General features: G+C 40.7%; 29 protein-coding genes. 20 read left to right on the plus strand and 9 right to left on the minus strand.

The window, feature by feature from the left end:
• The 4 genes from pepT to A5867_RS09215 all read left to right on the plus strand — a co-directional run bounded on the left by pepT (position 1) and on the right by A5867_RS09215 (position 3,606).
• A complete protein-coding gene (pepT, locus tag A5867_RS09200) occupies positions 1-1,233 on the plus strand; it encodes a peptidase T (RefSeq protein WP_005226010.1) in 1,233 nt (410 codons plus the stop codon).
• Positions 1,234-1,332: 99 nt separating this feature from the next.
• Entirely contained in the window at positions 1,333-2,241 is a 909-nt protein-coding gene (locus tag A5867_RS09205; protein WP_087627431.1) for a diacylglycerol kinase family protein, read from the plus strand.
• A 33-nt stretch (positions 2,242-2,274) separates the two neighbouring features.
• The gene (locus A5867_RS09210; protein ID WP_010748207.1) at positions 2,275-2,547 is read left to right on the plus strand and encodes a DUF1294 domain-containing protein; all 273 of its coding nucleotides are present in this window, start codon (positions 2,275-2,277) and stop codon (positions 2,545-2,547) included.
• Positions 2,548-2,574: 27 nt separating this feature from the next.
• Positions 2,575-3,606, plus strand: coding sequence for a lysylphosphatidylglycerol synthase transmembrane domain-containing protein (locus A5867_RS09215; RefSeq protein WP_074535939.1), 1,032 nt, complete (start codon positions 2,575-2,577; stop codon positions 3,604-3,606).
• Positions 3,607-3,644: 38 nt separating this feature from the next.
• Here the strand turns inward: A5867_RS09215 and A5867_RS09220 are convergent, their stop codons facing one another.
• On the minus strand, positions 3,645-5,171 hold the full coding sequence (locus A5867_RS09220) for an ABC-F family ATP-binding cassette domain-containing protein (RefSeq protein ID WP_010748209.1): 1,527 nt from the start codon (positions 5,169-5,171) through the stop codon (positions 3,645-3,647).
• Positions 5,172-5,480: 309 nt separating this feature from the next.
• Here A5867_RS09220 and clpB point away from each other — a divergent pair, with 309 nt between their 5' ends.
• From clpB to lepB, 4 genes are all read left to right on the plus strand, one after another.
• The gene (gene clpB / locus A5867_RS09225) at positions 5,481-8,084 is read left to right on the plus strand and encodes an ATP-dependent chaperone ClpB (RefSeq protein ID WP_005226015.1); all 2,604 of its coding nucleotides are present in this window, start codon (positions 5,481-5,483) and stop codon (positions 8,082-8,084) included.
• Between the two features lie 167 nt (positions 8,085-8,251).
• The gene (locus A5867_RS09230; protein WP_005226016.1) at positions 8,252-9,793 is read left to right on the plus strand and encodes an ABC transporter permease/substrate-binding protein; all 1,542 of its coding nucleotides are present in this window, start codon (positions 8,252-8,254) and stop codon (positions 9,791-9,793) included.
• On the plus strand, positions 9,790-10,743 hold the full coding sequence (locus A5867_RS09235) for an ABC transporter ATP-binding protein (RefSeq protein WP_005226017.1): 954 nt from the start codon (positions 9,790-9,792) through the stop codon (positions 10,741-10,743). Before A5867_RS09230 ends, A5867_RS09235 begins: the two co-directional genes overlap by 4 nt.
• Before the next feature lie 166 nt (positions 10,744-10,909).
• Positions 10,910-11,479: a signal peptidase I gene (gene lepB / locus A5867_RS09240; protein WP_087627432.1), complete on the plus strand. Its 570-nt coding sequence runs from the start codon at positions 10,910-10,912 to the stop codon at positions 11,477-11,479.
• Between the two features lie 61 nt (positions 11,480-11,540).
• Here lepB and A5867_RS09245 read toward each other — a convergent pair whose 3' ends face one another.
• The 4 genes from A5867_RS09245 to A5867_RS09260 all read right to left on the minus strand — a co-directional run bounded on the left by A5867_RS09245 (position 11,541) and on the right by A5867_RS09260 (position 14,419).
• Positions 11,541-11,726, minus strand: a complete 186-nt coding sequence (locus tag A5867_RS09245; RefSeq protein ID WP_005226019.1) for a hypothetical protein — start codon at positions 11,724-11,726, stop codon at positions 11,541-11,543.
• 276 nt (positions 11,727-12,002) lie between these two features.
• Positions 12,003-12,668 carry a hypothetical protein gene (locus tag A5867_RS09250; RefSeq protein ID WP_087627433.1) on the minus strand — a complete coding sequence of 222 codons (666 nt, stop codon included), beginning with the start codon at positions 12,666-12,668 and terminating at the stop codon, positions 12,003-12,005.
• Entirely contained in the window at positions 12,669-13,154 is a 486-nt protein-coding gene (locus tag A5867_RS09255) for a nucleoside 2-deoxyribosyltransferase (RefSeq protein WP_010748216.1), read from the minus strand. It abuts the gene before it with no gap.
• Positions 13,155-13,204: 50 nt separating this feature from the next.
• Positions 13,205-14,419, minus strand: coding sequence for a GNAT family N-acetyltransferase (locus A5867_RS09260; RefSeq protein ID WP_005226022.1), 1,215 nt, complete (start codon positions 14,417-14,419; stop codon positions 13,205-13,207).
• 145 nt (positions 14,420-14,564) lie between these two features.
• Here A5867_RS09260 and lepA point away from each other — a divergent pair, with 145 nt between their 5' ends.
• Positions 14,565-16,400, plus strand: a complete 1,836-nt coding sequence (lepA, locus tag A5867_RS09265; protein WP_005226023.1) for a translation elongation factor 4 — start codon at positions 14,565-14,567, stop codon at positions 16,398-16,400.
• Positions 16,401-16,509: 109 nt separating this feature from the next.
• Here the strand turns inward: lepA and A5867_RS09270 are convergent, their stop codons facing one another.
• From A5867_RS09270 to A5867_RS09285, 4 genes are all read right to left on the minus strand, one after another.
• Positions 16,510-17,661 (minus strand): site-specific integrase, encoded by a 1,152-nt coding sequence (locus A5867_RS09270; protein WP_087627434.1) that lies wholly within the window; start codon positions 17,659-17,661, stop codon positions 16,510-16,512.
• 99 nt (positions 17,662-17,760) lie between these two features.
• Positions 17,761-18,321 carry a DUF5067 domain-containing protein gene (locus A5867_RS09275; RefSeq protein ID WP_087627435.1) on the minus strand — a complete coding sequence of 187 codons (561 nt, stop codon included), beginning with the start codon at positions 18,319-18,321 and terminating at the stop codon, positions 17,761-17,763.
• Positions 18,322-18,332: 11 nt separating this feature from the next.
• Positions 18,333-18,806 (minus strand): ImmA/IrrE family metallo-endopeptidase, encoded by a 474-nt coding sequence (locus tag A5867_RS09280; protein ID WP_087627436.1) that lies wholly within the window; start codon positions 18,804-18,806, stop codon positions 18,333-18,335.
• 8 nt (positions 18,807-18,814) lie between these two features.
• A complete protein-coding gene (locus A5867_RS09285) occupies positions 18,815-19,144 on the minus strand; it encodes a helix-turn-helix transcriptional regulator (protein ID WP_087627437.1) in 330 nt (109 codons plus the stop codon).
• Positions 19,145-19,292: 148 nt separating this feature from the next.
• Here A5867_RS09285 and A5867_RS09290 point away from each other — a divergent pair, with 148 nt between their 5' ends.
• The 11 genes from A5867_RS09290 to A5867_RS09340 all read left to right on the plus strand — a co-directional run bounded on the left by A5867_RS09290 (position 19,293) and on the right by A5867_RS09340 (position 24,460).
• Positions 19,293-19,520 carry a helix-turn-helix transcriptional regulator gene (locus A5867_RS09290; protein WP_010748222.1) on the plus strand — a complete coding sequence of 76 codons (228 nt, stop codon included), beginning with the start codon at positions 19,293-19,295 and terminating at the stop codon, positions 19,518-19,520.
• Positions 19,517-19,771, plus strand: coding sequence for a hypothetical protein (locus A5867_RS09295; protein WP_087627438.1), 255 nt, complete (start codon positions 19,517-19,519; stop codon positions 19,769-19,771). Before A5867_RS09290 ends, A5867_RS09295 begins: the two co-directional genes overlap by 4 nt.
• Before the next feature lie 63 nt (positions 19,772-19,834).
• On the plus strand, positions 19,835-20,362 hold the full coding sequence (locus tag A5867_RS09300; RefSeq protein WP_087627439.1) for a helix-turn-helix transcriptional regulator: 528 nt from the start codon (positions 19,835-19,837) through the stop codon (positions 20,360-20,362).
• Positions 20,363-20,364: 2 nt separating this feature from the next.
• The gene (locus A5867_RS09305) at positions 20,365-20,613 is read left to right on the plus strand and encodes a hypothetical protein (protein ID WP_010748225.1); all 249 of its coding nucleotides are present in this window, start codon (positions 20,365-20,367) and stop codon (positions 20,611-20,613) included.
• A 2-nt stretch (positions 20,614-20,615) separates the two neighbouring features.
• On the plus strand, positions 20,616-20,807 hold the full coding sequence (locus A5867_RS09310; RefSeq protein WP_087627440.1) for a hypothetical protein: 192 nt from the start codon (positions 20,616-20,618) through the stop codon (positions 20,805-20,807).
• Positions 20,808-20,956: 149 nt separating this feature from the next.
• On the plus strand, positions 20,957-21,511 hold the full coding sequence (locus A5867_RS09315; protein ID WP_087627441.1) for a host-nuclease inhibitor Gam family protein: 555 nt from the start codon (positions 20,957-20,959) through the stop codon (positions 21,509-21,511).
• Between the two features lies 1 nt (position 21,512).
• Complete coding sequence (locus tag A5867_RS09320) at positions 21,513-22,202, plus strand: AAA family ATPase (RefSeq protein WP_087627442.1); 690 nt, start codon at positions 21,513-21,515, stop codon at positions 22,200-22,202.
• An 18-nt stretch (positions 22,203-22,220) separates the two neighbouring features.
• Positions 22,221-22,802, plus strand: a complete 582-nt coding sequence (locus A5867_RS09325) for a hypothetical protein (RefSeq protein WP_087627443.1) — start codon at positions 22,221-22,223, stop codon at positions 22,800-22,802.
• A gap of 42 nt (positions 22,803-22,844) precedes the next feature.
• On the plus strand, positions 22,845-23,750 hold the full coding sequence (locus tag A5867_RS09330) for a Lin1244/Lin1753 domain-containing protein (RefSeq protein ID WP_087627444.1): 906 nt from the start codon (positions 22,845-22,847) through the stop codon (positions 23,748-23,750).
• A 14-nt stretch (positions 23,751-23,764) separates the two neighbouring features.
• On the plus strand, positions 23,765-24,172 hold the full coding sequence (locus A5867_RS09335) for a RusA family crossover junction endodeoxyribonuclease (RefSeq protein ID WP_087627445.1): 408 nt from the start codon (positions 23,765-23,767) through the stop codon (positions 24,170-24,172).
• A gap of 12 nt (positions 24,173-24,184) precedes the next feature.
• Complete coding sequence (locus A5867_RS09340) at positions 24,185-24,460, plus strand: hypothetical protein (RefSeq protein WP_081119409.1); 276 nt, start codon at positions 24,185-24,187, stop codon at positions 24,458-24,460.
• Positions 24,461-24,462 lie beyond the last annotated feature (2 nt).

Here is a 24,462-nt window from a genome sequence, read left to right on the forward strand (position 1 = left end):
ATGTACGAAAATTTATTGCCTCGCTTTTTAAAATATGTCAAAACAGAAACTCGCTCAGATGCGACAAGCACCACAACACCTTCCACCCAAACACAAGTCGCGTTTGCTAAAGAACTGCAAAAAGAACTTGAAGAACTAGGGTTAAGCGATGTTCATTACAATGAATCCAATGGTTTCGTGATCGCAACATTACCAAGTAACGTCGATCATGACGTGCGCTCCATCGGTTTTATCGCCCATATGGATACCGCCGATTTTAATGCAGAAAATGTTGATCCGCAGATCATCGAAAATTACGATGGCGAATCGACCATTAAATTAGATAAAGAAGGAAAATACACATTAAACACAAAAGATTTTCCGAATTTAAAAAATTATGCTGGCGAAACCTTGATCACTACTGATGGTACCACTTTATTAGGTTCTGATGATAAGTCAGGTATTGCAGAAATCATGACTGCCATGGAAATTTTACTGAAAAACCCAACGATCAAGCATGGGGAAATCAAAGTCGCATTTGGACCTGATGAAGAAATTGGTGTTGGTGCCGATAAATTCGATGTTGAAGATTTCAATGTTGATTTTGCCTATACAATGGATGGCGGTCCAGTAGGAGAATTGCAATACGAAACCTTCAATGCGGCGCAAGCTGAAATTACGATCCAAGGAAAGAATGTCCACCCTGGAACAGCTAAAGACACCATGATCAACGCCTTGCAACTAGCAGTCGATTTTCAAAATGCGCTACCTGCTGATGAAGTTCCTGAGAAAACCGAAGGGACAGAAGGGTTCTTCCATTTGATGAGCCTTAGTGGTTCAGTAGAAGAAGCAAAAATGGCATACATTATTCGAGATCATGACCGGAGTCGTTTCGAAGAAAGAAAAGCACAATTATTAGCGGTTCAAGAAAGCTTGAATGCCCGCTTTGATGAACCACGAGTGCACGTTCATCTATATGATCAATACTACAACATGAAAGAAATCATCGAAAAAGATATGAGCATCATTGATTTAGCGAAAGATGCGATGAAAGCAGTTGGAATCACACCGATGACAGAACCTGTCCGTGGTGGGACCGATGGCTCGAAAATCTCCTATCTAGGGATTCCAACCCCGAATATCTTTGCTGGTGGAGAAAATATGCATGGACGTTATGAGTTCGTCTCACTACAATCAATGATGAAAGCGACCGATGTGATCGTGAAAATCGCCGAACTGAATGCGCAAGCATAGCAGCAGCTTCTTCATTGAAAGAAAAGAATAACTTTAGGGCTGGGAACTCTTCACGCAGGTCTTGCGTAAGGCCCGGCCTTTTATTAGGATGTGAATAGGATGAAAATTCTCGTATTATACAACGATACAGCGGGGAAAAGTGAAGCAAAAGAAACAGCAGAAAAATTCCAAGCCTATGTGAACGAACAAGGCGATGAGCATCAAGTGTTTTTACAAGCATCAAATCCCGATGTTGACCCTGAGGATGTTAAAGAGGCAGCCAAGAAACATGCGGTCGATACGATTGTTATTATTGGTGGGGATGGAACGATCCATCATGGGCTGCAAACATTCAAAGAAAAGCTGGATGAGCTGAAGATCGGGATCATTCCTGGAGGAACGGTAAATAACTTCGCTCGAATGTTAGGTATTCCAGTCAAGCCAGAAGAAGCGTTTGAGAATATTTTAACAGGGGTTGAACGTCCGATCGATTATGGGATGGTCAATGATCAAGTAATGATCTCGACGATGACCATTGGTCTTTTAGCAGATACTGCAGCAGCAACTTCCCAAGAAGAAAAACAACAGTACGGTCCGTTGGCGTTTATGAAACGGTTCATTCATCTGTTGATCAAAAAGAAACAATACAAATTGGAAATCATCGCTGACGAACGGAAATGGCAGGGGAAAAGTCAATTACTGACGATCGTTATGTCGAATTCAGCAGGTGGGTTTAAGAACTTTGATGAAGAAGCAAAACCTGACGATGGCTTGTTCCATGTTATTCTTTTGCCAAAATTGAACATTTTACGGTTTATTTTGTATTTGCCAAGAATTATTCGGGGTAGAATTGCCAAAGTACCAAGTGTTGAATACTTCACTGCCGCAAAGGTCTCGATCAAAGCGAAAGAAAAAACGGTTCATACTCGGACCGACGGCGATCCAACGGATGATCTGCCAATCGAGATGAAAGTCATCAAGCATGGGTTGACGATGTTGGTACCTGAGGAAGCACAAGAATCAAAATAATGGTCCCTACGATCAATCATATGGAGGAAATGGATGGATGCACTGATTTACAATCCATTGTGGTTTTATTTAATTGCAGTCAATCTTTATCTTTTCTGTCTGATGGGTTATGATAAATATCAGGCAGTAAAACAAGGTTGGCGGGTTCCCGAAGCAAATCTCCTTTTTATGGGGGCGATTGGCGGCGGATTAGGCGGTTTGATCGCGCAACGCGTGTTTCGCCATAAAACAAGAAAGAAGAAGTTTTATTTCTTTTTTGCTTTCGGCACCGTTTTTGCTATCCTGCTGATGGTCTTTTTTGCATAAATTCGGTTTAACAAGCAAGGAGTTAATATGAAAACTAAAGTGAAGTTCGCCCTTAATTTACTTTTACTAGTAGGCATTCTGGGTGTGATGTATTTTTTTGTCCGTAACTCGATGATGGAAATTTTAGCGGGGCTAAGAGAGACCAGCTTTCTCGTCGTCTTACTGGTTATGGGGCTTGGCACATTGTACCTAGTGATTGAAGGACGAACAGTTAAAGAGATCGCAGTGACTTTTCAACCGGAATTCACCACCAAGGCGGGGTTTCTAACCGTCTGTTACAGTGGGTTTTATCGGATCGTGACGTTTGGCGCGGGCACCTTGATCTCAGAGGTGAATTTTTATCGTAAAAATGGTTTGCAGTTGTCACAAGGGGTTGGGGTCACCACCTTACACATGGTGATGTATAAGTTTGCCATATTGACTTATGCGATCGCTGGGTTGATCATTCAATTCTCGTTATTCTATGACAATGCGCCGAATATGATTTGGGTGATATTGGCGGGGATCGTACTCGTCTTTTTGATCATTGCCGCTTTACTGGCACTTTCTGTCAGTATCAACATTCAAGTCTTTTTTGTGATCGTCAGCAATAAGCTATTCAAAAGTGCAGCGTTAAGAGGGATCGTTGACAAATGTAACACCCAGATCTATTCTTTGCGAGAAACGGTCAATGCAATCATTACCGACCGGACCGCTTTCTTACGCATCTACCTTTGGAATCTTTTGAAGATGCTGCCTTGGTACGTGATCCCTTATGTGATTCTTGTCGTGCAGCACCCAGAGATCGATTTCTTGTTGACGTTATCCTTCATCAGCTTTGCCGTCGTCTTGTCCGGGGTGATTCCAACACCGGCAGGGATCGGTTCCTTTGAATTTATTTATATGCTGCTTTTTGGTCCATTAGTCGGCACAGTCGATGCAGCATCTTCTATGCTGCTGTATCGCTTAGCGACATTCATTTGGCCCTTCATTATTGGCTTTGCATATGTAATGAAAGAAAAGCGCAAAGACATTAGCCAAGAGCTGACAGAGCTTAGAAAAGAAAAAGTGGAAAGTTAAAAAAACGCTTATCTTCGAGTAGAGGATAAGCGTTTTTTTTAGTCTTTCAAATCAATGATCCGATCAACAAAGGATTCATAGAATTCAGCTTCATGGGAAACGATCAGAACGGTTCCGGGAAAAGCTGCCAGGGTTTCTTCCAAATTGTTTTTCGTGTCTTGATCGATATGGTTGGTCGGTTCATCAAGAATCAAAAAGTTGCTTTTGATCAGCATCATTTCAGCTAACTTCACTTTTGTCTGCTCGCCACCACTTAATAATTTCAATTCCTCTTGAGCAAGCTGGCTAGGTAATCCCGCACGAGAAAGTTGTCGTCGCAATTCTTTGTTGGTTGCCTTTGGGAAAAGATCCTCGAGGTATTGCAGAGGCGTCTGTAATGGATACTCCCAGTCAAGATCTTGAGAAAAGTAATTAAACTTTGTATGCTGTGGGTAAGAAACGGTTCCTTCAATTGCAGGGATCACACCAAGTATTGTTTTGATCAACGTCGATTTACCGATCCCATTAAATCCCCGAATCGCAATTTTTTCGCCATAGCGGATCGTTAGGTTGATTGGCGATAGTAAAGGCTTTTGGTCATAACCGATCACTAGATTGGTCGTCTCTAATGCCAAGGTCGTAACGATCGGTGCCAAATCAAATCCTAGATGCGGTTTAGGGACATCTTGGGGTGGGGTCAAACGTTCGATTTTTGCCAATTGTTTTTCACGACTCTTTGCCATTGTTGAACGAGAACCAGCTTTGTATTTACGGATATAGCTTTCGGTTTTCTTGATATGCTCTTGTTGTGCTTCGTATTGCTTCATATAACTTTCATTTTGCAGCGTTTTTAGCTTTAATGCTTTGTCTAAATTCCCCGTATACTTAGAAAGCTTGCCAAATTCGATATCAATGATATGGGTAGTGATTTCATTCAAGAATTGACGATCATGAGAAACGACTAAGTAGGTACCAGTAAAGTCCTGTAAAAACTCAACCAGCCATTTGATATGCTCATCATCTAAGTGGTTGGTCGGTTCATCTAAAATCAGCATGTCGGGTTTTTCTAGCAACATTTTTGCTAAGATCAATTTTGAGCGTTGACCACCACTTAAGGAAGCAAGGGGGGTATCCATGCCGAGAACCGAAATACCTAATCCTTCTGCTAAATCATCGATCAATGTATCCATTTGGTAGAAATTTCCTTGATCCAATTGATTTTGCAATTCGCCGGCTTTTTCTAAAAGCTTATCGTCAAGACTTTCTCCATAAGCAGTATAAAGATCTGCGATCTGTTGTTCTTTTTCGAAGTCTTCTGCAAAGGCAGAGCGCAAAAAATCACGGATCGATTGCGTTTCATCAACATTGACGTATTGATCCAAATAGCCCATTTTCAAATTTTTCGGAAATTGAACAAAGCCATCGTCTGGGAGAATTTCTCCTGTAATGATTTTGATTAAAGTACTTTTGCCAGCGCCGTTCCGTCCAATCAACCCGACTTTTTCCCCACGGTTGATTTGAACGGAAACATCTTCGTAAAGCAATTTGTCGCCAAATTGTTGGCTAATATTCGTTAATGTTAACATCGTTTCCTCCATATAAAAAAGCTGTAAACAGTAGACGTTACAGCTAAGTAGATAATCTTACTGAATAACTATCGCCAAAGAGCGATCAAAAGGATCAGGAAAATCGATTGTTCCTGACCAATCAGGACCTAGCATACCATTGCGGCTTCCTATCTGTCAATTTTCATGAAAGAATACTGAAAAAAATCTTGATCTTCGAGGGAAATCTTTTGACCATTACTGACCAATATTGTATAATGGAAGAGTAGAAAAAAGGATGCTGCTTGCAGTGTACTAATTTTTCTGACTACCATTTTGGGAGGGAAAAGTATGAACCCAGAAAAAATGACGACTACATTACAGAGTGCCATCGCGGAAGCACAGCAGATTGCCATGACGCGTCACCACCAAGAAATCGATATTCCGCATTTATGGAAGATTTTATTGCAAGCCAATCAATTCGGCCGCAATTTTTATACGGATACAGGCCTTGATGTCGATGCATTTGAAAAGGAAGTCGACCAGCTACTAGATGAACTGCCTTCGGTTGAAGGAGGAAATGTTCGTTATGGTCAATCCATGAGTCAAAATCTGTTTCATCTTTTGTCTGAGGCAGATCAATTAAAAAATGAATTTCAAGACGAGTATCTTTCCACAGAAATCGTCCTTTATGCGTTGATGAAATTGAAAAATCATCCATTGACGGTGTATTTAAAGAAACAAGGAATCACCGCGAAAGAAATCAAGCAAACGATCGAAACATTAAGAGGAGGGGATCGTGTGACCTCACAAAATCAAGAAGAACAATATAAAGCATTAGAAAAATACGGCGTTGACTTGGTCCAACAAGTCCGCAGCGGAAAAATGGACCCCATTATCGGACGAGACGAAGAAATTCGCGACGTGATTCGCATCCTTTCTCGGAAAACAAAAAACAATCCCGTTTTGATTGGTGAACCGGGGGTTGGTAAAACAGCCATTGTTGAAGGATTGGCTCAACGGATCGTGCGAAAAGACGTCCCAGAAAACCTAAAAGACAAAACGATCTTTTCTCTGGATATGGGTGCCTTGATCGCAGGTGCCAAGTTCCGTGGTGAATTTGAAGAGCGTTTGAAAGCCGTCTTACAAGAAGTGAAAAAAGCCGATGGACGGATCATTCTCTTTATTGATGAGATCCACAATATTGTAGGTGCTGGTAAGACGGAAGGCAGCATGGATGCTGGAAACTTACTAAAACCAATGCTGGCAAGGGGAGAATTGCATACGATTGGCGCAACCACCCTTGATGAATACCGTCAATACATGGAAAAGGACAAAGCCTTGGAACGTCGTTTCCAAAAAGTGCTGGTACAGGAACCAACCGTTCAAGATACGATTTCGATTTTACGTGGCTTGAAAGAACGGTTCGAGATCCATCATGGCGTCAACATCCATGACAATGCGCTTGTTGCTGCTGCGACCTTATCTGATCGGTATATCACGGACCGCTTTTTACCAGACAAAGCCATCGATTTGATCGACGAAGCAAGTGCCACGATTCGGGTAGAAATGAATTCGATGCCTACCGAGCTCGATCAGGTCACTCGACGTTTGATGCAATTGGAGATCGAAGAAGCCGCACTGAAAAAAGAATCTGATGATGCATCGAAAAAACGTTTAGGCATTTTACAAGAAGAATTGGCGGAATTGCGTGAAGAAGTCAATACCATGAAAATGCAGTGGGAAACGGAAAAAGAAGAAGTCAATGCAGTTTCAAATAAACGGGCAGAGATCGATAAAGCCAAGCATGAGTTGGAAGATGCTGAAAATAACTATGATTTGGAACGGGCAGCTGTTCTTCGTCATGGGACGATTCCCCAACTGGAAAAAGAACTCGCTGAATTGGAAGAAAAAAACCAAGACGAAGGCATTCGGATGGTTCAAGAGTCAGTGACAGAAAATGAGATCGCCTTAGTCGTGGGCCGCTTGACAGGAATCCCTGTTGCGAAATTAGTGGAGGGCGAACGAGAAAAACTGTTGAAATTAAATGAGACCTTGCATCAACGAGTGATTGGACAAGACGAGGCAGTCGATGCCGTCAGTGACGCAGTCATTCGTTCCCGAGCTGGTCTGCAAGATCCAAATCGACCATTAGGTTCCTTCTTGTTCTTAGGACCGACCGGCGTCGGTAAGACCGAATTAGCGAAAGCGTTAGCGGTCAACCTCTTTGACTCTGAAGAGCATATGGTTCGGATCGATATGAGCGAATACATGGAAAAACATTCGGTGTCTCGTTTGGTCGGTGCCCCTCCAGGCTATGTTGGATTTGAAGAAGGCGGACAATTGACCGAAGCCGTTCGACGCAATCCATACACGATCGTCTTATTGGATGAGATCGAAAAAGCCCATCCAGATGTCTTCAATATCTTATTGCAAGTGCTTGATGATGGCCGTTTGACAGACTCAAAAGGACGCGTCGTTGATTTCAAAAATACCGTCTTGATCATGACCAGCAACATCGGCTCTCAAGTCTTGCTAGATGGCGTGACTGCAGAAGGGACGATCCCAGAAACTGTCGCAGAAACTGTCCGTAATCTCTTGAGAGGCCATTTCAAACCAGAATTCTTAAATCGGATCGACGATACGATTTTATTCACACCGCTTAGTCTAAGCGATGTGACAGGCATCGTCGACAAGATCATCGCACAGCTTTCACAACGACTGGAAGTCCAAGATATACTGTTGACGATCACTGAAGAGGCCAAACGCTGGATCGCTGAAAATGCTTATGAGCCAGCGTATGGTGCGCGACCTCTCCGTCGGTTTATCACAAGAGAAGTCGAAACCCCATTGGCAAAAGAAATCGTTGCTGGCAGAGTCTTACCAAAGACCCAAGTCACGATCGAATTATTGAACGATCAGCTGGTTTTTGAAAATACGCCAATGACCGAGTAATAAAAAGAGAACAAATGAATAAATACAAAACGATGGTTGCCATTTCATTGGCAGCCATCGTTTTTTTGTCTCTCAACATATGACAAAAAAGTTCTCCTTGCTTGTTGTTTGGAGGAAATTCGCACTTCGATTATACTGTTCTTATGGAGTAGGAGAGGAATGAAAAAATGAATACTTTTTTTGAAACGTTGAATGAGCGAAAAGGGGAATTGCTGACAGCTGTCTTTGAACATTTGTCATTGTCGATCATTGCGCTGCTCGTGGCGATCGTTATTGCTGTTCCTTTAGCTATTTGGCTGGTTAATCATAAACGGGCAGCGGAAGTCGGCCTACAAATAACGAGTGTGTTACAGACGATTCCATCACTGGCACTGTTAGGTTTATTGATTCCATTCGTGGGGATCGGAACGCCACCTGCATTGATCGCATTAGTTATTTATGCATTATTGCCGATCTTTCAAAATACCTATATTGGCCTTTCGGAGATCGATCCATCAATCGAAGAAGCTGCTGCGGCATTTGGTATGTCTCGGATGCGCCGATTGATCAAAGTCGAGTTGCCGATTGCTTTGCCTGTCATAATTTCTGGGATTCGCACGGCGCTGGTCTTGATCATCGGAACAGCGACCTTAGCCGCTTTGATTGGCGCTGGCGGGTTAGGTTCCTTTATTTTGTTAGGGATCGATCGAAATGCGCCTGAGTTAACGTTGATTGGTGCGATCGGGTCTGCCTTGTTGGCGATTGTTTTCAGTACCCTGATCCGTTACCTGCAACATTTAAAACCGCGCTATACCTTGATCACGTTGGCAGCAATCATCTTGCTGATTGGTGGGGTTTCCTTCTCACAAAGCGGATTTTTTGCTCCCAAAACCATTACGATCGCAGGGAAACTAGGGTCTGAACCTGATATCTTGATCAACATGTACAAAGAATTGATTGAACAAGAAGACCCTGATGCCCAAGTTGAACTAGAGCCAAATTTTGGAAAAACCTCTTTCTTATTCAGCGCATTGGACAATGGTCAAGTTGATATATATCCAGAGTTTACTGGTACCGTGTTGGAGAGCTTAGTTGAGGTACCAGAAGAGCTTGCGAGTCAAAACCTTGACTCCGACGAAACCTATACCGAAGCAGTCAATCTATTGAAGGATCAGTTTGAGATGACCTTGCTTCAGCCGATGGCGTATCAAAATACCTATGCGTTGGCTGTCAAAAAAGAATTTGCTGAGGAAAATGGACTAACCACGATCTCTGATTTGAAGAAAATCGAAAATCAAATCAAAGCTGGCTTCACTCTCGAATTCATTGATCGGACGGACGGATATGCGGGGATCCAAGAACTTTATGGGCTAGATTTTCCAAGTGTCCAAAGTATGGAACCAGCATTGCGTTACCAAGCCATCAATAATGGTGATATCAATCTACTGGATGCCTATTCCACGGACAGTGAATTGCGTCAATATGGCTTAGTTATTCTAGAAGACGATCAGGAACTATTTCCACCTTATCAAGGAGCGCCTTTGATGAAAGAAGCCTTTGCCGAGGAACATCCAGAAGTCGTCCGTGCATTGGAAAAGTTGGCAGGGAAAATCACCGAAGAACAAATGAGTGAAATGAATTATCAGGTCAATGTCGAAGGAAAAAATCCAGCAGAAGTCGCACGTACCTTCCTGATAGACGAAGGATTAATTAAGGAGGGACAAGAATGACACCAATTATTGAATTTAAAAACGTCAGTAAAAAGTTTGATCAAAAACTAGTGATCGATCAATTAGATCTGAGTATCAATAAAGGAGAAATCTTTGTTTTGGTCGGTCCTTCTGGGAGTGGGAAAACGACGACTTTGAAGATGATCAACGCGTTGTCAGAACCGACAGATGGTGATATTTACTTCAAAGAAAAACGCATCAAAGAATACAATATTCAAAAGATGCGTTGGCAAATGGGGTATGTTCTCCAACAAATCGCTCTGTTTCCGACGATGGATGTCAAACAAAATATCGAAGTGATCCCAGAGATGTTAGGGTGGTCAAAAAAAGATCGCTCAGAAGCCGTGGATCGTTTGCTGACACAGGTCAAACTTGACCCAGAGCAGTACCGTCATCGAATGCCGAAAGAATTGTCTGGTGGAGAACAGCAACGGATCGGGATCTTGCGCGCATTAGCTGCCAATCCCGAAATCATTCTGATGGACGAACCCTTTAGTGCCCTTGATCCAATTTCTCGTAATTCCTTACAGGAGCTAGTCCTCGATCTGCACCAAGAGCTTGGGACAACGATTATTTTTGTCACGCATAACATGAAAGAAGCGGTAAAATTAGGGACGCGCATCGCTGTGATGAATCAAGGGAAGATCGTTCAATGCGATACACCAGAAGTCATTGTTTCACAACCAAAAACCGCTTTTGTGAAAAGCTTCTTTGAAGAAACCGGGGAAGATGAAGCGAAACTGGTCACAGCAGGAGATTTGATACGGATGAACTTTTTCAGCAATGACATCAATCAAGCTGACCCGAAAATTGCAGCATCTACGCCATTAAATGAGTTGTATACTTTATTTGCGAGTCATGAGACGTTGGTGATCGAAGAAAATCACCAACTGATAGGGAGTCTACGTCGAAAAGATGTGTTTGCTTTCTTGAGTCGTGATCGAACATAAACGATTCTTTTCTCAACGAGAAATATCATAAATTTTTTAAAATCGATGATTTCTCTTGCTCAAAGCAAAAATTCCACGTAAGATTGAGGAAGATATCTTTTGTCAAAATGGCAGAACAAGCTTTCGCCGATGACAAAAGATGCAGTAAAGGAGCGAAAGAGCAGCTATGGTAAAAATCCTCAAAGAAAATTGGTTACTGCTTTTCTTTATCGTCGCCGTGGTTCTCATCCGTCTGTTTGTCCTGACCCCAGTTCAAGTCAGTGGCCATTCTATGGACCCAACGTTGGCAGATAAACAGCGTTTGATTGCATCAAAAATCTCCTCCTATGACCGACAAGACATCGTGATATGTGTTGAACCAGATGATCCAAGTAAAATCGCTGTCAAGCGGTTGATTGGTTTACCCGGTGATACCATCGAGATGAAAGATGATGTCCTAACGATCAATGGAGAAGTATACGAAGAACCTTATTTAGATGAGTTTAAAGAGAAATTTGCAGACGATCAATTACAAGACGAATATTCTTATCGCGAAATGTTTCAGCAAATCGCCGCTGGTGCGGAACAGTTTACGGAAGATTTCTCAGTAATGGTGCCTGAAGGCAGCTATTTTGTGATGGGAGACAATCGTTTGATCTCTAGAGACAGTCGCAGTTTCGGGGTTGTAACGGAAGATCAACTGGAAGGGAAAGTGCTGCTGCGCTTTTGGCCATTGAATCAAATCAAACTATTTTAATCAAAAGAAAAAACATTCTTGCCAGTGCAGCGAAAACGATCGCAACTGACAAGAATGTTTTTTAGATGACCCAAGCGACAAATGCAACCATTGAAAAGAACATTGTCCAAACCGCAATAATAGCTGATGCAATAAAAATAATTTTGATTGATAAAGGTTGGACAAATTTTCGAGCATCTTTAGAGAACGCATAGGTGATCGATGAAAAAATCAAGCAGCATAAAATAAAAAACACTGTTAGAACCATAAGCCTCTCCTTTACTGACGCAACGTCAAATGAATAATGTAATTATAACAGACCATGGTTTTTTGGGGAAATAAAAATGATTAAACGAGGGAATTTTTTTGTGGATGTAATCGTTTTATAGGGAAGTGTAAGAAAGGTCAAACCTTGATACACAGCGAATCTATAAAAATAAGATGTGTTATTTAAGTATTTTTATAAATTTTTCTTTATGAATAAAAGAACAAAAGAAAAAAGCTTGTTGAAAAACGCTGGTTTCAACAAACTTTTAAAGGTCGTTTATGATAATTTTTTAATCCGATAACTTTCAAAGTAATCAGGTTTGCCTCGACCTTGCACATACGCGATCACGCCCATTAAGGCAGCACCAATCGTGTTGGTCAGTAAATCACCCATCGTATCCATCAATGCTTCACGACCGATAAACGGAGTACCATCTAAGGTTGCATAACGTTGGAGGTTCATTCCACCAACAGAATCGCAGATAAACTCCCAAAACTCCCAGAAGATACCACACAAGCCAGCAAAAGCAAAGCCCATCAGTAAGAATAACCAGGGAGAGACGTTTGAAACTTTGACTTCTTTCAGCAGCAGACAGATCAATCCATAGCCGACAGCCGTCAAGACCATTGGACTTACCGCATGCAGAATTTTATCCCAGAAAGTAATGGTTTCGATCAAATGTAAGATCGTCCCCATAAATACAGAGATCAGCAAGAAAAACCAATAAAAGTAGACGGTGGCGTTTGGTAGCTGGATTTTCAAGAACTTTTTACTCATTTCTGGGACGAAGATCAATAAAATCCCAAGCAAGGCTTGGGCGAGAAAAATCAATCCTTGTGTTTGCGGATAGACACCACGGAAAAATTCCCACAAAGAAAAACAAAACACGAGAATACCAAAAATAGTGAATACCTTTTGCAGTCGCTGATAATTTTGCCCCATTTAGTTGTCCTCCGAAAGATAGTCGGCTAAGCCAGCTAAAAGGGCTGCTTCAGAGGAGTAAATTTCCCCGTTTAGCTTGATCAAACCCACCGTATAAAGATTGACATAGTGGAACTGATTTTCCGCAACGGTTTGTAATGCTGCCAGTTTTTGCTGATTGTCGGCACCTTGTTGGCGACTATCCGTATAAAGCCCTAAAACAGGAATGCCTTTAGCATAAGCGACACCGATCTCAGAGGCAACCCCAGCATCGATGGTCAAACCATCCAGCAATGCGATCATCAAATCACTTTCCAGCACTTTTTCGGTATCTGCCAAAGCGATCATTTTGCTATCCGCATAGGCGGATTTATCATTGATCGCGGCATTTTCTTGAGGTAAATAAATCTCCAGCTGCGGATACTGCTGACGAATCGACGCAACAAGTTCGGCGTTGTAGCGCAGGTCACTAGCAGCAAACAGGGGAGCAGCAAAATATAGTTTCATTCAAAAACACTCCTTAATCATTCATAGTTTACGTTTGGTTGATTCGTTGTTTAGAAATAATCGCTGAAATAGGCTTCCATATCAGGGATGATCGATTCCAGTAATGCCAGTGTTTCTGAATCGGTATTTAGCCGTTCCACACGCTCTAAGTAAGCTGGGCGGCGGTAATTCATCAACAGACAAGACAATGTCTGAATATCCAGCTGGACCGCTTTTCCGATGGCTTCTCTTGAAACCACGATCTCCCCGTGATTGTATTGGACACCGAAGATCCCGTTGTTCCAATCGGCAACTGGGTCGGAAACAACAAAGTGAAAGGGTGTTTGGAAGGCTTCAAATGGGAAGTTTTTCAAAAACTGTTCAACATCGACGATCCGCGCCATGTAATAAGGCTCGATGGTTTCTTTGATTTGGCTATCGTCCAAGTAGAAGGACAGGGGTTCATTTGAATATATGTCTCCTTTGACCCAATAAACCATTGAGAAATGGGCAGAGATAAAATTCCAAAGACCATTGCGGGCTTCTTGATTCAAGTAGAACATTTCCTTTACATGGAAGACTTCTTCGGCTACCCAATAAAAAAGTACACCAGTCGGATGACCACTGGCATTGTAATAAACAGCCGCGGTGCGCTCTTCTTCATTTTCATAGCGCCAATACTCTTCCCAGTGAAAAGAGGTCCGCTGCAAGGCACCATGGTTGTCGCGGGAGAATTGGTTGTAGACAGTAAAGACATCAGGATCATCCACTTCTTTGCGCTCTACGATCCCAGGGACTTCTTTGGTTTTCGGAAGCTGGGTATCACGAATTTTGAAGGTCAGCTTGTCGGACATGATCTCCCAGCCCTTGCGACGATAGTAGGGCACATTATAAGGGTAAAGGTAGGAGATCCATTGCTGGTCTTCCCGCATCGTTTCTAAGGCAAGCTTGATCAAGTCTTTCATCAGGCCATGCCCGGCATACTCAGGGTAGGTCCCAACACCGGTCACTCCACCCATTTTGATCAATTTGCCGTGTATATTGACTTCACAAGGATAAACGGCGATTTGCGAGATCAACTTGTCTTCATTGAACCAGCCAAAGACTTTGGAAAGCTCTAAGATCGGGCGCTTAGATTTAATCATTTCCCGTTTGCTCTCATAGCCGCTTTCTTCAATATCCGATTCAGTGATCTGAAAAACATAGCTTAACAGTTCATTGAACTGATCAACGTCTTTTTCTTCCACCGCTCGAATATGTAGATTTTGATGAAAATTATTGTCCATTCTTTCAACTCCAATTTATTTGCTAGCTCTAGTATAGCAAAACCTGAATGAATATGTCTAAATAACGGTTAAGAAAAATACTTTATCTATTGGCGTTTCGTTGGTATAATAGAAAAGCTGACTAAAAGAAATGAGGAACGTATCCATGAACATAGAAGAAATGAAAAAACGACAGGAGAAGATTCGTAATTTCTCGATTATCGCCCATATCGACCATGGGAAATCAACACTGGCGGACCGTATTTTGGAACAAACCCATACGGTGACGTCACGGGAAATGCAAAACCAATTATTAGACTCCATGGATCTTGAACGTGAACGAGGAATCACAATCAAATTAAATGCCGTGGAACTTAACTATACCGCCAAAGACGGCGAAACCTACATCTTCCATTTGATCGACACCCCAGGGCACGTCGATTTCACCTATGAAGTTTCCCGCAGTTTGGCTGCTTGTGAAGGCGCCGTGCTCGTCGTTGATGCAGCTCAAGGGATCGAAGCACAGACATTGGCAAACGTCTACTTGGCGTTAGACAATGATTTAGAGATCCTACCAGTCATTAATAAAATAGACTTGCCAGCTGCCGATCCTGAGCGAGTACGAACAGAGATCGAAGATGTGATCGGTATCGATGCCAGTGAAGCTGTTTTAGCAAGTGCCAAAGCAGGTATTGGGATCGAAGACATTTTGGAACAAATTGTTGAGTATGTCCCAGCTCCAGCAGGTGATATTGAAGCACCGCTAAAAGCGTTGATCTTTGACTCCGTGTACGATTCCTATCGTGGGGTGGTCTTAAACGTCCGCATCATGGACGGGATGGTCAAACCTGGAGATAAAATCAAAATGATGAGCAATGGCAAGACCTTTGATGTTACGGAAGTGGGTGTCTTTTCACCAAAAGCCATTCAACGAGATGCGTTGATGGTGGGCGATGTTGGGTATATCACTGCTGCCATCAAGACCGTTAAAGATACCCAAGTCGGGGATACGGTGACATTAGCCAACAATCCAGCAGAAGAAGCCTTAGCTGGTTATCGTCAAATGAATCCGATGGTTTATTGCGGATTGTACCCAATCGATACTTCACGCTACAACGACCTTCGAGAAGCATTGGAAAAATTACAATTGAATGATGCAGCATTGCAATTTGAACCAGAAACCTCTCAAGCATTAGGATTTGGGTTCCGTTGCGGCTTCTTAGGCCTATTACACATGGATGTCGTGCAAGAACGGCTAGAACGTGAATTTAACCTTGAGTTGATTACGACTGCACCATCCGTAATCTATCATGTCAACAAGACAGATGGCTCAATGGTCGTCGTTGATAACCCAGCAGAATTTCCTGAACCAGTCACGATTGAAAACGTACAAGAACCTTACGTCAAAGCACAAATCATGGTGCCTAATGATTACGTCGGTGCTGTAATGGAATTGTCCCAACGCAAACGGGGAGACTTTGTCACGATGGATTACTTGGATGATTATCGTGTAAACGTCGTTTATGAGATCCCACTATCGGAAATCGTCTTTGATTTCTTTGATAAATTGAAATCCAGCACCAAAGGGTACGCATCACTGGATTATGAAATGTCTGGTTACCGAACTAGCAAGCTAGTGAAGATGGACATCTTGCTGAATACTGAAAAAGTCGATGCGTTAAGCTTTATCGTTCACCGTGACTTTGCTTATGAACGCGGTAAAGCCATCGTTGAAAAACTGAAAAAACTGATCCCACGACAACAATTTGAAGTACCGATCCAAGCAGCCATCGGACAAAAAATCGTTGCGCGTTCCGACATCAAAGCCTTGCGTAAAAACGTATTGGCGAAATGTTACGGCGGTGACGTTTCTCGAAAACGCAAACTCCTAGAGAAACAAAAAGAAGGGAAGAAGCGGATGAAACAAATCGGCTCCGTCGAAGTACCGCAAGAAGCCTTCATGGCTGTTCTGAAAATGGATGAGGATGAACCGAAGAAGTAATAAGGGTTTGTTTGAAAATATTTGATAATAAAATCTAATTTTCATTTTTTATTCGCCCATTTGTCGCCCTAATTTATTTTAGGGCGACATTTTTTATGAAAACTAAATTCTAATTTGATGATCTTCTTAGTCTTTGGGCGAATATATCTACAGCTTCTGTTCTCATTTTTTTCGTTACATGGACGTATTTATCCATGGTAGTTGAAATTCTGGAATGGCCAAGTCTTTCTTGTACTATTTTAGGTTTTACACCATCCTCCAAAAGCATAGTGGCATGTGTGTGTCTAAGGGAATGAAAGTTGAAATCGAATCCTAATTCTTTTTTTACTTTTCCACTATGCCATTTGATTGAATTCGGTGTGACAGGTTCACCGTTTTCCTTAGTGCAAACAAATTGACTATCAAAATAGTAATTTCCATGACGAAGTTTATTCTCAGACTGGCGCTTGCGAACTCTCTTTAATTCTTGGAGCAAAATATCATCTATTGCTATTGTTCGAAAACTAGATTGCGTTTTTGGTGTTCCTAACTGTATGCCATGCTTATCTTGAAGCATGATGCGATCCACAGTCAATGTTTGATCCTCAAATGAAATATCGGACCATTGGAGACCGCAAACCTCACCGCGGCGTAATCCAGTATGAAACCCGATCATTAATGGTAGATGAAAGGGGCTAGAAGGTGGATTGCTATCTAAAATAGCCTGATACTGCTCCATAGTGATTATTTTCATGTCGTCACGAGTTTGCTTAGGCTTGTTTTCAAAAGCTGGCATCTCAACGTAGATCATTGGATTGTTATTGATTGCTTGCCAAGGATAGACTGCTCTTTTGAATGCACCTTTTAAAACAGTAAAGATAATTTCAACTGAATGTTTAGATAGTGGGGTACTAAACCCATTAGGTAATTTATTTACCAACTCTTGCAATCTTGCTGGCCCAATAGAGCTGAGATAGTATTTGCCAATTTCTGGTTTTATGTATTTGTTAACCGCATTTTGATAATTTTTCTGAGTGTTGTATTTTAACTTCTTTTCAACATAGTTCTCCATCCAGTAGTCAAAGTAATCAGAAACACTCATTTCCTTAATATCAACTTTTCCTCCATCTTTATAAAGACTTAAGGCCTCTCTTAGTTTTTCTTGTGCCTCTGTTTTTGTATTCCAACCGCCTTTTTGTATACGTTGACGTTTGCCCCCAACCTTTGCCATTTCGATTACGTAATGCCATTTACCGCCAATTTTCCGCACATGTCCATTCATGACAATCCCTCCTTAAAACCTGTTTTGTATATAAATATGCTAGAAATATGCAAACGTACGTTCTTTTATGTTGAAAAAGAAAAGCCCGAAGGCTATTCTTTATTTTAAGTTAAATGTTTTTTCGCCTAAATCTTCTCCTGACACACCTTGCGTTGCTTTTAACACTACTGGGGTAGTGGTGTCATTTAGGTCATACGCGATCACATATTTTTTTGTTCCGCCGGGTTTCAACTCATCAAATTCGCCTTCACGATATTCTGCAAATTTTTCGTCTTGTGGAGTTGCGCCCACATCCAATTTTCCAACTGTATTTTCAGTTTCTTGGTACGCGTTCATGCATGCAATCCAAGCCATAGAACCGTCCAGCGGTTCTTCATCGTCATTAGTTACTTCATAAACAAAAGCTAGTTGATTGTTATCTCTGTATACAGATTCGTCAGGAGTTAGAACTTCTGATGAAATGATTTTAACAGTAGCCATATTAATTTTCAAAGTTTCTCCGTCAAAATATACATCAGCTTGTTCTTCTGAATCGGGCACGCTAATCGTAGTTTCTGTTGTGTTTTTTGATGATGCAGAAGATTCGTTATTGCTATTTCCACAAGCTGCCAATGTGACTGATGATAATAAAGCTAACCCAAATATAAACACTTTTTTCATTTTTTCAGCTCCTAAAAATTATTTATAGACTTCAAAACTGCTACGGTCCCATCTGGTTGGAATAGGAGAGTGTAGTCGTTTTCTGTTTTAACACCTGTGAATCTACGAGCATAATATTTAACAGCATCTTTGAAGGTTTCTTCGCTGACTTCAAGATAGACCGCACAATCTAAAACGGTTCGGCAGCCTTCTTCAAAGCAATTAATAATGTCATAGGGTGTTACAACCAGAGTAGCTCCAACATCTCTGGCGCGGCGTTCTTGCTTTCGTTTTTCATTCGTATCCTGTAATACAATATTCCCGTAAGAGGTGAGGTAGTGACCTAGTTCCTCTGCCAAGGTGCTATTCATTTCATAACGTTCCTGGTTGGGATTGAGATAGATCACATCGTTAATTAATAGCCCTTTTTGGGAATCGGGCATTGTTGATTCTATCTTATATGTAAGTTCAGGAAACATTGTCATAAGTTCTTCGGACAATCGCAATCGATCACCTACTTTTTATGGTCCCGATTTTTAACAAATTCAATGAAGTTTAAAATTTCATCCATTTGTTGATCGGTAACATTGTCATCTATATGAGCTGCTATGGTGTCCACTTTGGGTGAAATCTTAATGGCAGCTTTCTTATCTTCTATTCCAAGTAAGTAATCCACTGTAGTATCAAAGAGGGTCGCTATCTTTGTTAAAGCTTCAGAACTGGGTTCGGCCCTACCAACTTCCCAACTACCTACTGTTTGCTGTGACACATTGAGCTTTTTTGCTAATTCAACTTGTGTCATTTTTTTAGATGCTCGTAACTCTTTAAGCCTATCTTTTAACATGGGATCCCTCCTTCATCAAAAATTATATACTACATATTGTGGTAGAGAAAGAAAAATTGAGGTTTTACAAAAAAATGTAGTAAAAGAGTTGACTTACTACTTTTTGTGGTATATTATTACTACATAAGGTAGTAACGGAGGTGATTACATGAAAAACAAGCTAGCTGAAATCAGAGCAAATAAGTCAATGTCACAAGATAAATTAGCCGAGTTACTTCAAGTTTCTCAAAAAACAGTCAGTTCTTGGGAAATCGGACGTACTTCACCAAAACCCTCTCAAATGCAGCACATTGAAGATATTTTCAATGAACCTAAAGAGGAAATTTTTTTTACAGCATTCAACTACAAAAATGAGTTAAAAGAGGTGGAAGTATGAAAGACAAACCACAAATGATTAAAGCAAACATCGATTCTGGAGTGCTTAAGCAATTTATAGAAATGGTCGTTCCAGCAATAGAACGGAAGTTCAATATTTTGATTGGTATTGAAGGCGAACTGTTCACAAACACTGGCGGTGTTGAAGAAATTATTATTCGCTTCTTAGCTACTGATGAATTAGCGCAGGACATTTATAAATATATTGATAGAAAGTGGCAGTTCGCCTCAATACCGGAACTTGTTGCTTAAATACATTTTATGGCAGTTCAACTGCTACGAAAACAAATAACTAAATACAAAGGAGATGAAGATATGAGCGTAAATGCCATTGAACAGAACATTGCGGCTATCTATCGAAAGGAGGTAGACAAGCAAGCTCTTAATCAACGGATGATGGCTCAGGATATAAATATTTCTCCACAATTACTGAGTCATGTTTTGAATGGACGAAGATCCATGGGGATTGAGAAGGTTGTTGATATTGCTGAATACTTACAAGATCCAAATGTTGACTTTGAGGTTGCAGCAACGCTATTCCACACACCTAAGCCATTAAACAGAAAAAGAAGAGATAATCACCCTCTATCCAAAATGGTTGGGCAAGACAAGGAAGAAATGGAACGAATTGAAGTTGAGAAAAAATATGAAGTTTGGGATTTGCTTACTATCGAACCGGATCAACTATCAGATATTGAGATCGATCATCTGAAACTATATTGGTTTGAGCTTAGTGATGAAGTTAGGTTGGAATTATCTGTTTTATCATCAATGTGCAATAGATTCGGTTGGGATATGCGAGACATGACTAGACAGTCAGAAACAAGAGAAAGGAATGATTAAAAATGTTGGTTTACACATTGCCAGAACTAGCCGCTGAGTTTAAGACTAGCAAAGATAATATATACGCTTTGGTAAATCTCGGTGCAATTCAAAGTATTCAGTTTAGTACAAATAAAGTGGTCAGCATATATGAAGCTGAAAGATTTTTAAGGGAAAGTGCTGGAAAGCAGTTTGATCAAGTTATTAAGGAAGCCAAGAAAAGAAAAAACTTGGAAAAAATTAGCAATGTATTCAATTTCAAGGAGGCATAAACATGAAACGATCAATCAAAAATACATTCACCGTAACAACTTTATTACTATTCGTAGTAGCATTCTCAGCTATTCACATTGCAGCAGGTTTGGCATTAGTTTTCTTATGGGCCTTTGCAAATGTTGTCTATGATGTTGCTGCTAAAGATTATCAAGACAAAGAAAAAAGACTTGCTAGCCGACCAAAGCAATAGCAAGTCCAACAAATGTTTAGATAAATATCTTTGTCTCCATTTTAAAACAGAAAAGGGGAAATGACAATGAATTCTTTCGAAACTGCGTTGGACCAGTATTTGACCAACCCTGATTGGGGAAGGCCTACATCTTGCGAGGAGGATGAAAAATGAATGCCTTAGAAAAATATGAATTAGAGAATTTAGATTCAAACGATATTTTCCAAGAAAAAGAACAATGGGGTATTGGTGATTTGGGTAGTGCCAACTGGGCATTGCGAAAAATTACTGCTCTTGAAGAAGCTAACAAAGAAATTCAGCAACTAGCGGATGAAGAAAGAAAACGAATTGATGACTGGGAATCAAAAGAGACGCAGTCAAATCAAGATGCGATTACATTTTTTAAACAAAAGTTAGGGGATTACTTGATCCTTTTACGTCAAACTGATCCGAAGGCCAAAATCAAAACACCTTATGGATCAGTTACAACCCGAAAGAAACCAGACTCATGGGAATACGGAGAACAAGCAATTGCTGAACTTGAAGCTGCTGGTTTAGATGAGTTTATTACTACTAAGATAACTAAGTCTGTCACCAAAACAGAGTTCAAAAAAGCCGTAAGTGTTACAGAAAACGGCAATGTGGTAACGCCCGATGGTGAAGTGCTGGAGAGTGTCAAAGTTGTGCCACAAGGTTTTGATATTGTAGTGAAAGGAGCGAATTAGCATGACGTTGAAAACAACTAACGCAAGTGAAATCAATCGAACGGAAAATTGGCGAATTTTACTTTATGGGAAACCTGGGCAAGGAAAAACAAGCGCAATCAAAGGCCTAAAGGGCAAAGTGCTGGTCGTTGATTTGGATGGTTCTAGTAAGGTTTTAGCAAATCAAAAAAATATTGAAGTGTATGAGTTTGATCGAAAGCAACCCACCAAAGAAATTACCAATGTTCTAAGAGAAATACCAGGAATGCTAAAAGATTTTGACACAGTAGTATTTGATAATATCACAGCTTTTCAGTTTGATTGGTTTGTAGAACAAGGGAAACACTCGAAAAATGGTATTCGAAATGAGATTCAGCACTACGGAGACTATACTAATTTCTTCCTAAGGATTATCACTCAAATTTACAGTCTTCCGATAAATGTCTATGTTACTGCTTGGGAAATAACCCGAGATTTAGAGATGGAAGACGGCTCTAGAATTACCCAGTTTGTTCCGCAGGTTCGGGATCAGGTTTTAAATCAATTGTTAGGCCTTACAGATGTTGTTGGTCGAATAAAGGTTAACCCAAAAACTGGGGGAAGGGGAGCAATTTTGGAGGGCAATGATAGCGTATATGCTAAAAATCGTATTGACGATAGGGTTATTTGCCCAATTGAGGAACTTTTTAATTTCGAAACCAATAAAAAATAATGAAATGAGGAAAGTAAAATGCAATATAACAGAAATAATATGAGCGACTTAAATACATTCAAAAGTTTTTCAGAAGGTGTTCATCGAGCAAAAATTTCAAATGTAATTAACAAGAAAAGTAAGAGTGGTAAAGATATGTTCCAAATCGATCTTGAGGGTGAACTCGGAGAGCAAGGAAATTACTGGTTGACGTTTGGGCTTGATTGGTCGGATTCGAATTTGAATCGTTTACTAGCCAGCATCGAGGATAACAATCAAACGATTGCACCAATAGACTACGGCTTTAATCATAATACACTAGGTTTTCTGAAAAACAAGCGTGTTTTTATCATGGCTAAAGCCAAATCTGGAACATATATCGATAAAAATGGCGATGAAAAACAATCTATTGGTACCGACATCAAAAACTTTTTAACTAAAGAAGAATTCTCAAAAAATCAGAGTAATAATCAAACCAATCTTCATGAGTCTAGCAATACTCAAAAAACATATCACCAATCATCGTTGCCTGGAACCGACCCACTCCAAGACAATCGTAGTTTTGCAAATGGTGGCTTTGGAGGAACTGTCAATATTAGTGATGATGATCTGCCATTTTAAAGTAGGGGGGAGTTTATCTCCCTCTGATTAGGAGGAATAAGCGTGGCAAGACCAACGAAGAAAGGTCTTGATTATTTTCCTCTAGATGTCGATTTTTTATCAGATTTAAAAGTTCGAAGAATTATAAAAGCATGCGGTAAAGAAGCCGTTCATATACTACTCGCCCTGCTGGCTAATGTTTATCGTGATGAGGGATATTATGTTTTGTGGGATGAGGATCTTGCGTTCTTAGTGGCTGACGAAGTTGGTGCGAAGGAGGGCACAGTAGAAGAACTGGTAAAGAAAGCCGTACAAGTAAAATTCTTTGATAAAGATATTTTTGATAAATACTCCGTACTAACTTCAAAAGGTATTCAGAATAGATACATTCTAGCCACTAAGGAACGTAAGAAAGTTGAACTAGAATTTAAGTATTTGCTGACAAATGAAGTTAATCGGTCGAATATCTCGATTAATGGGCGGAATAACTCGGTTAATCAGGGGAATAATCAACAAAGTAAAGTAAAGGAAAGTAAAGAAAAGGAAATAAAAGAAGATGCTACCGCGAGCGAAGGTGCATCCATCGAAACTTTCCAAAAATTATGGCTCTTTCCAAATGTTGTACAGGTCGATGATTTGCTTAATTTGGTGAATGTCTATGGCGATGAACTTGTAGAGGCTGCTATTAAACTTGCTGGTAGTAAAGACGTCCCTAAGAATCGAGCTATTAGCTTTTTAACGGCATCTTTGCAGGAATGGGCAGACGCTAACATTAAAACAATTGATCAAGCTAGAGATTATCAACGAACCAGAGGCGCTAAGAAACAGGGCTATAATCAAAAGCCAATACGTGAGGAAAAACTACCTGATTGGGCTGTGAATGAACAGGAAGAAGCCCAGTTATCACCTGAGCGCCAAGCAGAGATTGATGCAAAATTAGCAGCATATCTCAACAAAACGAAGCACTGAAAGGAGCAGATGGCTTGAAAATCGTCATACCGATCACACCAAAGCCACAGTCAAGGCCGAGGTTCACCAAGCATCGTAAGACTCCCTATGAGGAATCAGCGATGAAGGCATACAAAAATGCAGTCGAATACCATGCTATGTCAACAAGGCCGCTGTTAATTGAAAAAGGACCAGTAATTGTTGATGTCTGCTTCTTCGTATATCCACCAGCTTATATCTCAAAAGTAAAGAAAAACAGGACTTTGCTTGAGGACGAGACAATGTACTGCGATAAAAAGCCAGACATTGATAATTATTTTAAAGCAGTGACGGATGCGATAAACGGCATTTTATACAAGGACGACGGTCAGATAGCAGTTAGCATCTGCCGTAAAGTATACAGCTTCAATCCTCGAACAGAAATTGAAATTAATCCACTTTAGGAGGGACCATCAATGAGAAGCAGAAGCATTAAAGCGCCATTCGAAGATTTTGGAGAATATGAATCAGCAAATGTTCAAGAAAAAGGATCTGTAAAAGTTGGTGAAAGCTACATTTGCACTCCGGGAAGACCTTTTTCAGGTCAGATAAGAGCGCAAGTAAGTCGTATATACAAGAATTCAGCACGAGTAAGGATCCTCAGCTGTATTGAAGAAAAAGATGATGAAATACAACGAAATCTTAACGATGTGACTGTAGTAAGTCTTAAGAAAATCCACGAAGTCTGCTAGAA

Source organism: Enterococcus sp. 6D12_DIV0197 (genome assembly GCF_002174385.1).
Classification (GTDB): domain Bacteria; phylum Bacillota; class Bacilli; order Lactobacillales; family Enterococcaceae; genus Enterococcus_D; species Enterococcus_D casseliflavus.

Coding starts and splice junctions, on each gene's coding strand:
- A5867_RS09310 (WP_087627440.1), top strand. CDS start 20,616: ATGAAACGATCAATCAAAAATACATTCACCGTAACAACTTTATTACTA.
- A5867_RS09285 (WP_087627437.1), bottom strand. CDS start 19,144: ATGTTAAAAGATAGGCTTAAAGAGTTACGAGCATCTAAAAAAATGACA.
- A5867_RS09245 (WP_005226019.1), bottom strand. CDS start 11,726: ATGGTTCTAACAGTGTTTTTTATTTTATGCTGCTTGATTTTTTCATCG.
- A5867_RS09260 (WP_005226022.1), bottom strand. CDS start 14,419: ATGGACAATAATTTTCATCAAAATCTACATATTCGAGCGGTGGAAGAA.
- lepB (WP_087627432.1), top strand. CDS start 10,910: ATGGTAAAAATCCTCAAAGAAAATTGGTTACTGCTTTTCTTTATCGTC.
- A5867_RS09210 (WP_010748207.1), top strand. CDS start 2,275: ATGGATGCACTGATTTACAATCCATTGTGGTTTTATTTAATTGCAGTC.
- lepA (WP_005226023.1), top strand. CDS start 14,565: ATGAACATAGAAGAAATGAAAAAACGACAGGAGAAGATTCGTAATTTC.
- A5867_RS09325 (WP_087627443.1), top strand. CDS start 22,221: ATGCAATATAACAGAAATAATATGAGCGACTTAAATACATTCAAAAGT.
- clpB (WP_005226015.1), top strand. CDS start 5,481: ATGAACCCAGAAAAAATGACGACTACATTACAGAGTGCCATCGCGGAA.
- A5867_RS09305 (WP_010748225.1), top strand. CDS start 20,365: ATGTTGGTTTACACATTGCCAGAACTAGCCGCTGAGTTTAAGACTAGC.
- A5867_RS09340 (WP_081119409.1), top strand. CDS start 24,185: ATGAGAAGCAGAAGCATTAAAGCGCCATTCGAAGATTTTGGAGAATAT.
- A5867_RS09230 (WP_005226016.1), top strand. CDS start 8,252: ATGAATACTTTTTTTGAAACGTTGAATGAGCGAAAAGGGGAATTGCTG.
- A5867_RS09250 (WP_087627433.1), bottom strand. CDS start 12,668: ATGGGGCAAAATTATCAGCGACTGCAAAAGGTATTCACTATTTTTGGT.
- A5867_RS09220 (WP_010748209.1), bottom strand. CDS start 5,171: ATGTTAACATTAACGAATATTAGCCAACAATTTGGCGACAAATTGCTT.
- A5867_RS09270 (WP_087627434.1), bottom strand. CDS start 17,661: ATGAATGGACATGTGCGGAAAATTGGCGGTAAATGGCATTACGTAATC.
- A5867_RS09320 (WP_087627442.1), top strand. CDS start 21,513: ATGACGTTGAAAACAACTAACGCAAGTGAAATCAATCGAACGGAAAAT.
- A5867_RS09205 (WP_087627431.1), top strand. CDS start 1,333: ATGAAAATTCTCGTATTATACAACGATACAGCGGGGAAAAGTGAAGCA.
- A5867_RS09275 (WP_087627435.1), bottom strand. CDS start 18,321: ATGAAAAAAGTGTTTATATTTGGGTTAGCTTTATTATCATCAGTCACA.
- pepT (WP_005226010.1), top strand. CDS start 1: ATGTACGAAAATTTATTGCCTCGCTTTTTAAAATATGTCAAAACAGAA.
- A5867_RS09295 (WP_087627438.1), top strand. CDS start 19,517: ATGAAAGACAAACCACAAATGATTAAAGCAAACATCGATTCTGGAGTG.
- A5867_RS09235 (WP_005226017.1), top strand. CDS start 9,790: ATGACACCAATTATTGAATTTAAAAACGTCAGTAAAAAGTTTGATCAA.
- A5867_RS09215 (WP_074535939.1), top strand. CDS start 2,575: ATGAAAACTAAAGTGAAGTTCGCCCTTAATTTACTTTTACTAGTAGGC.
- A5867_RS09290 (WP_010748222.1), top strand. CDS start 19,293: ATGAAAAACAAGCTAGCTGAAATCAGAGCAAATAAGTCAATGTCACAA.
- A5867_RS09300 (WP_087627439.1), top strand. CDS start 19,835: ATGAGCGTAAATGCCATTGAACAGAACATTGCGGCTATCTATCGAAAG.
- A5867_RS09255 (WP_010748216.1), bottom strand. CDS start 13,154: ATGAAACTATATTTTGCTGCTCCCCTGTTTGCTGCTAGTGACCTGCGC.
- A5867_RS09315 (WP_087627441.1), top strand. CDS start 20,957: ATGAATGCCTTAGAAAAATATGAATTAGAGAATTTAGATTCAAACGAT.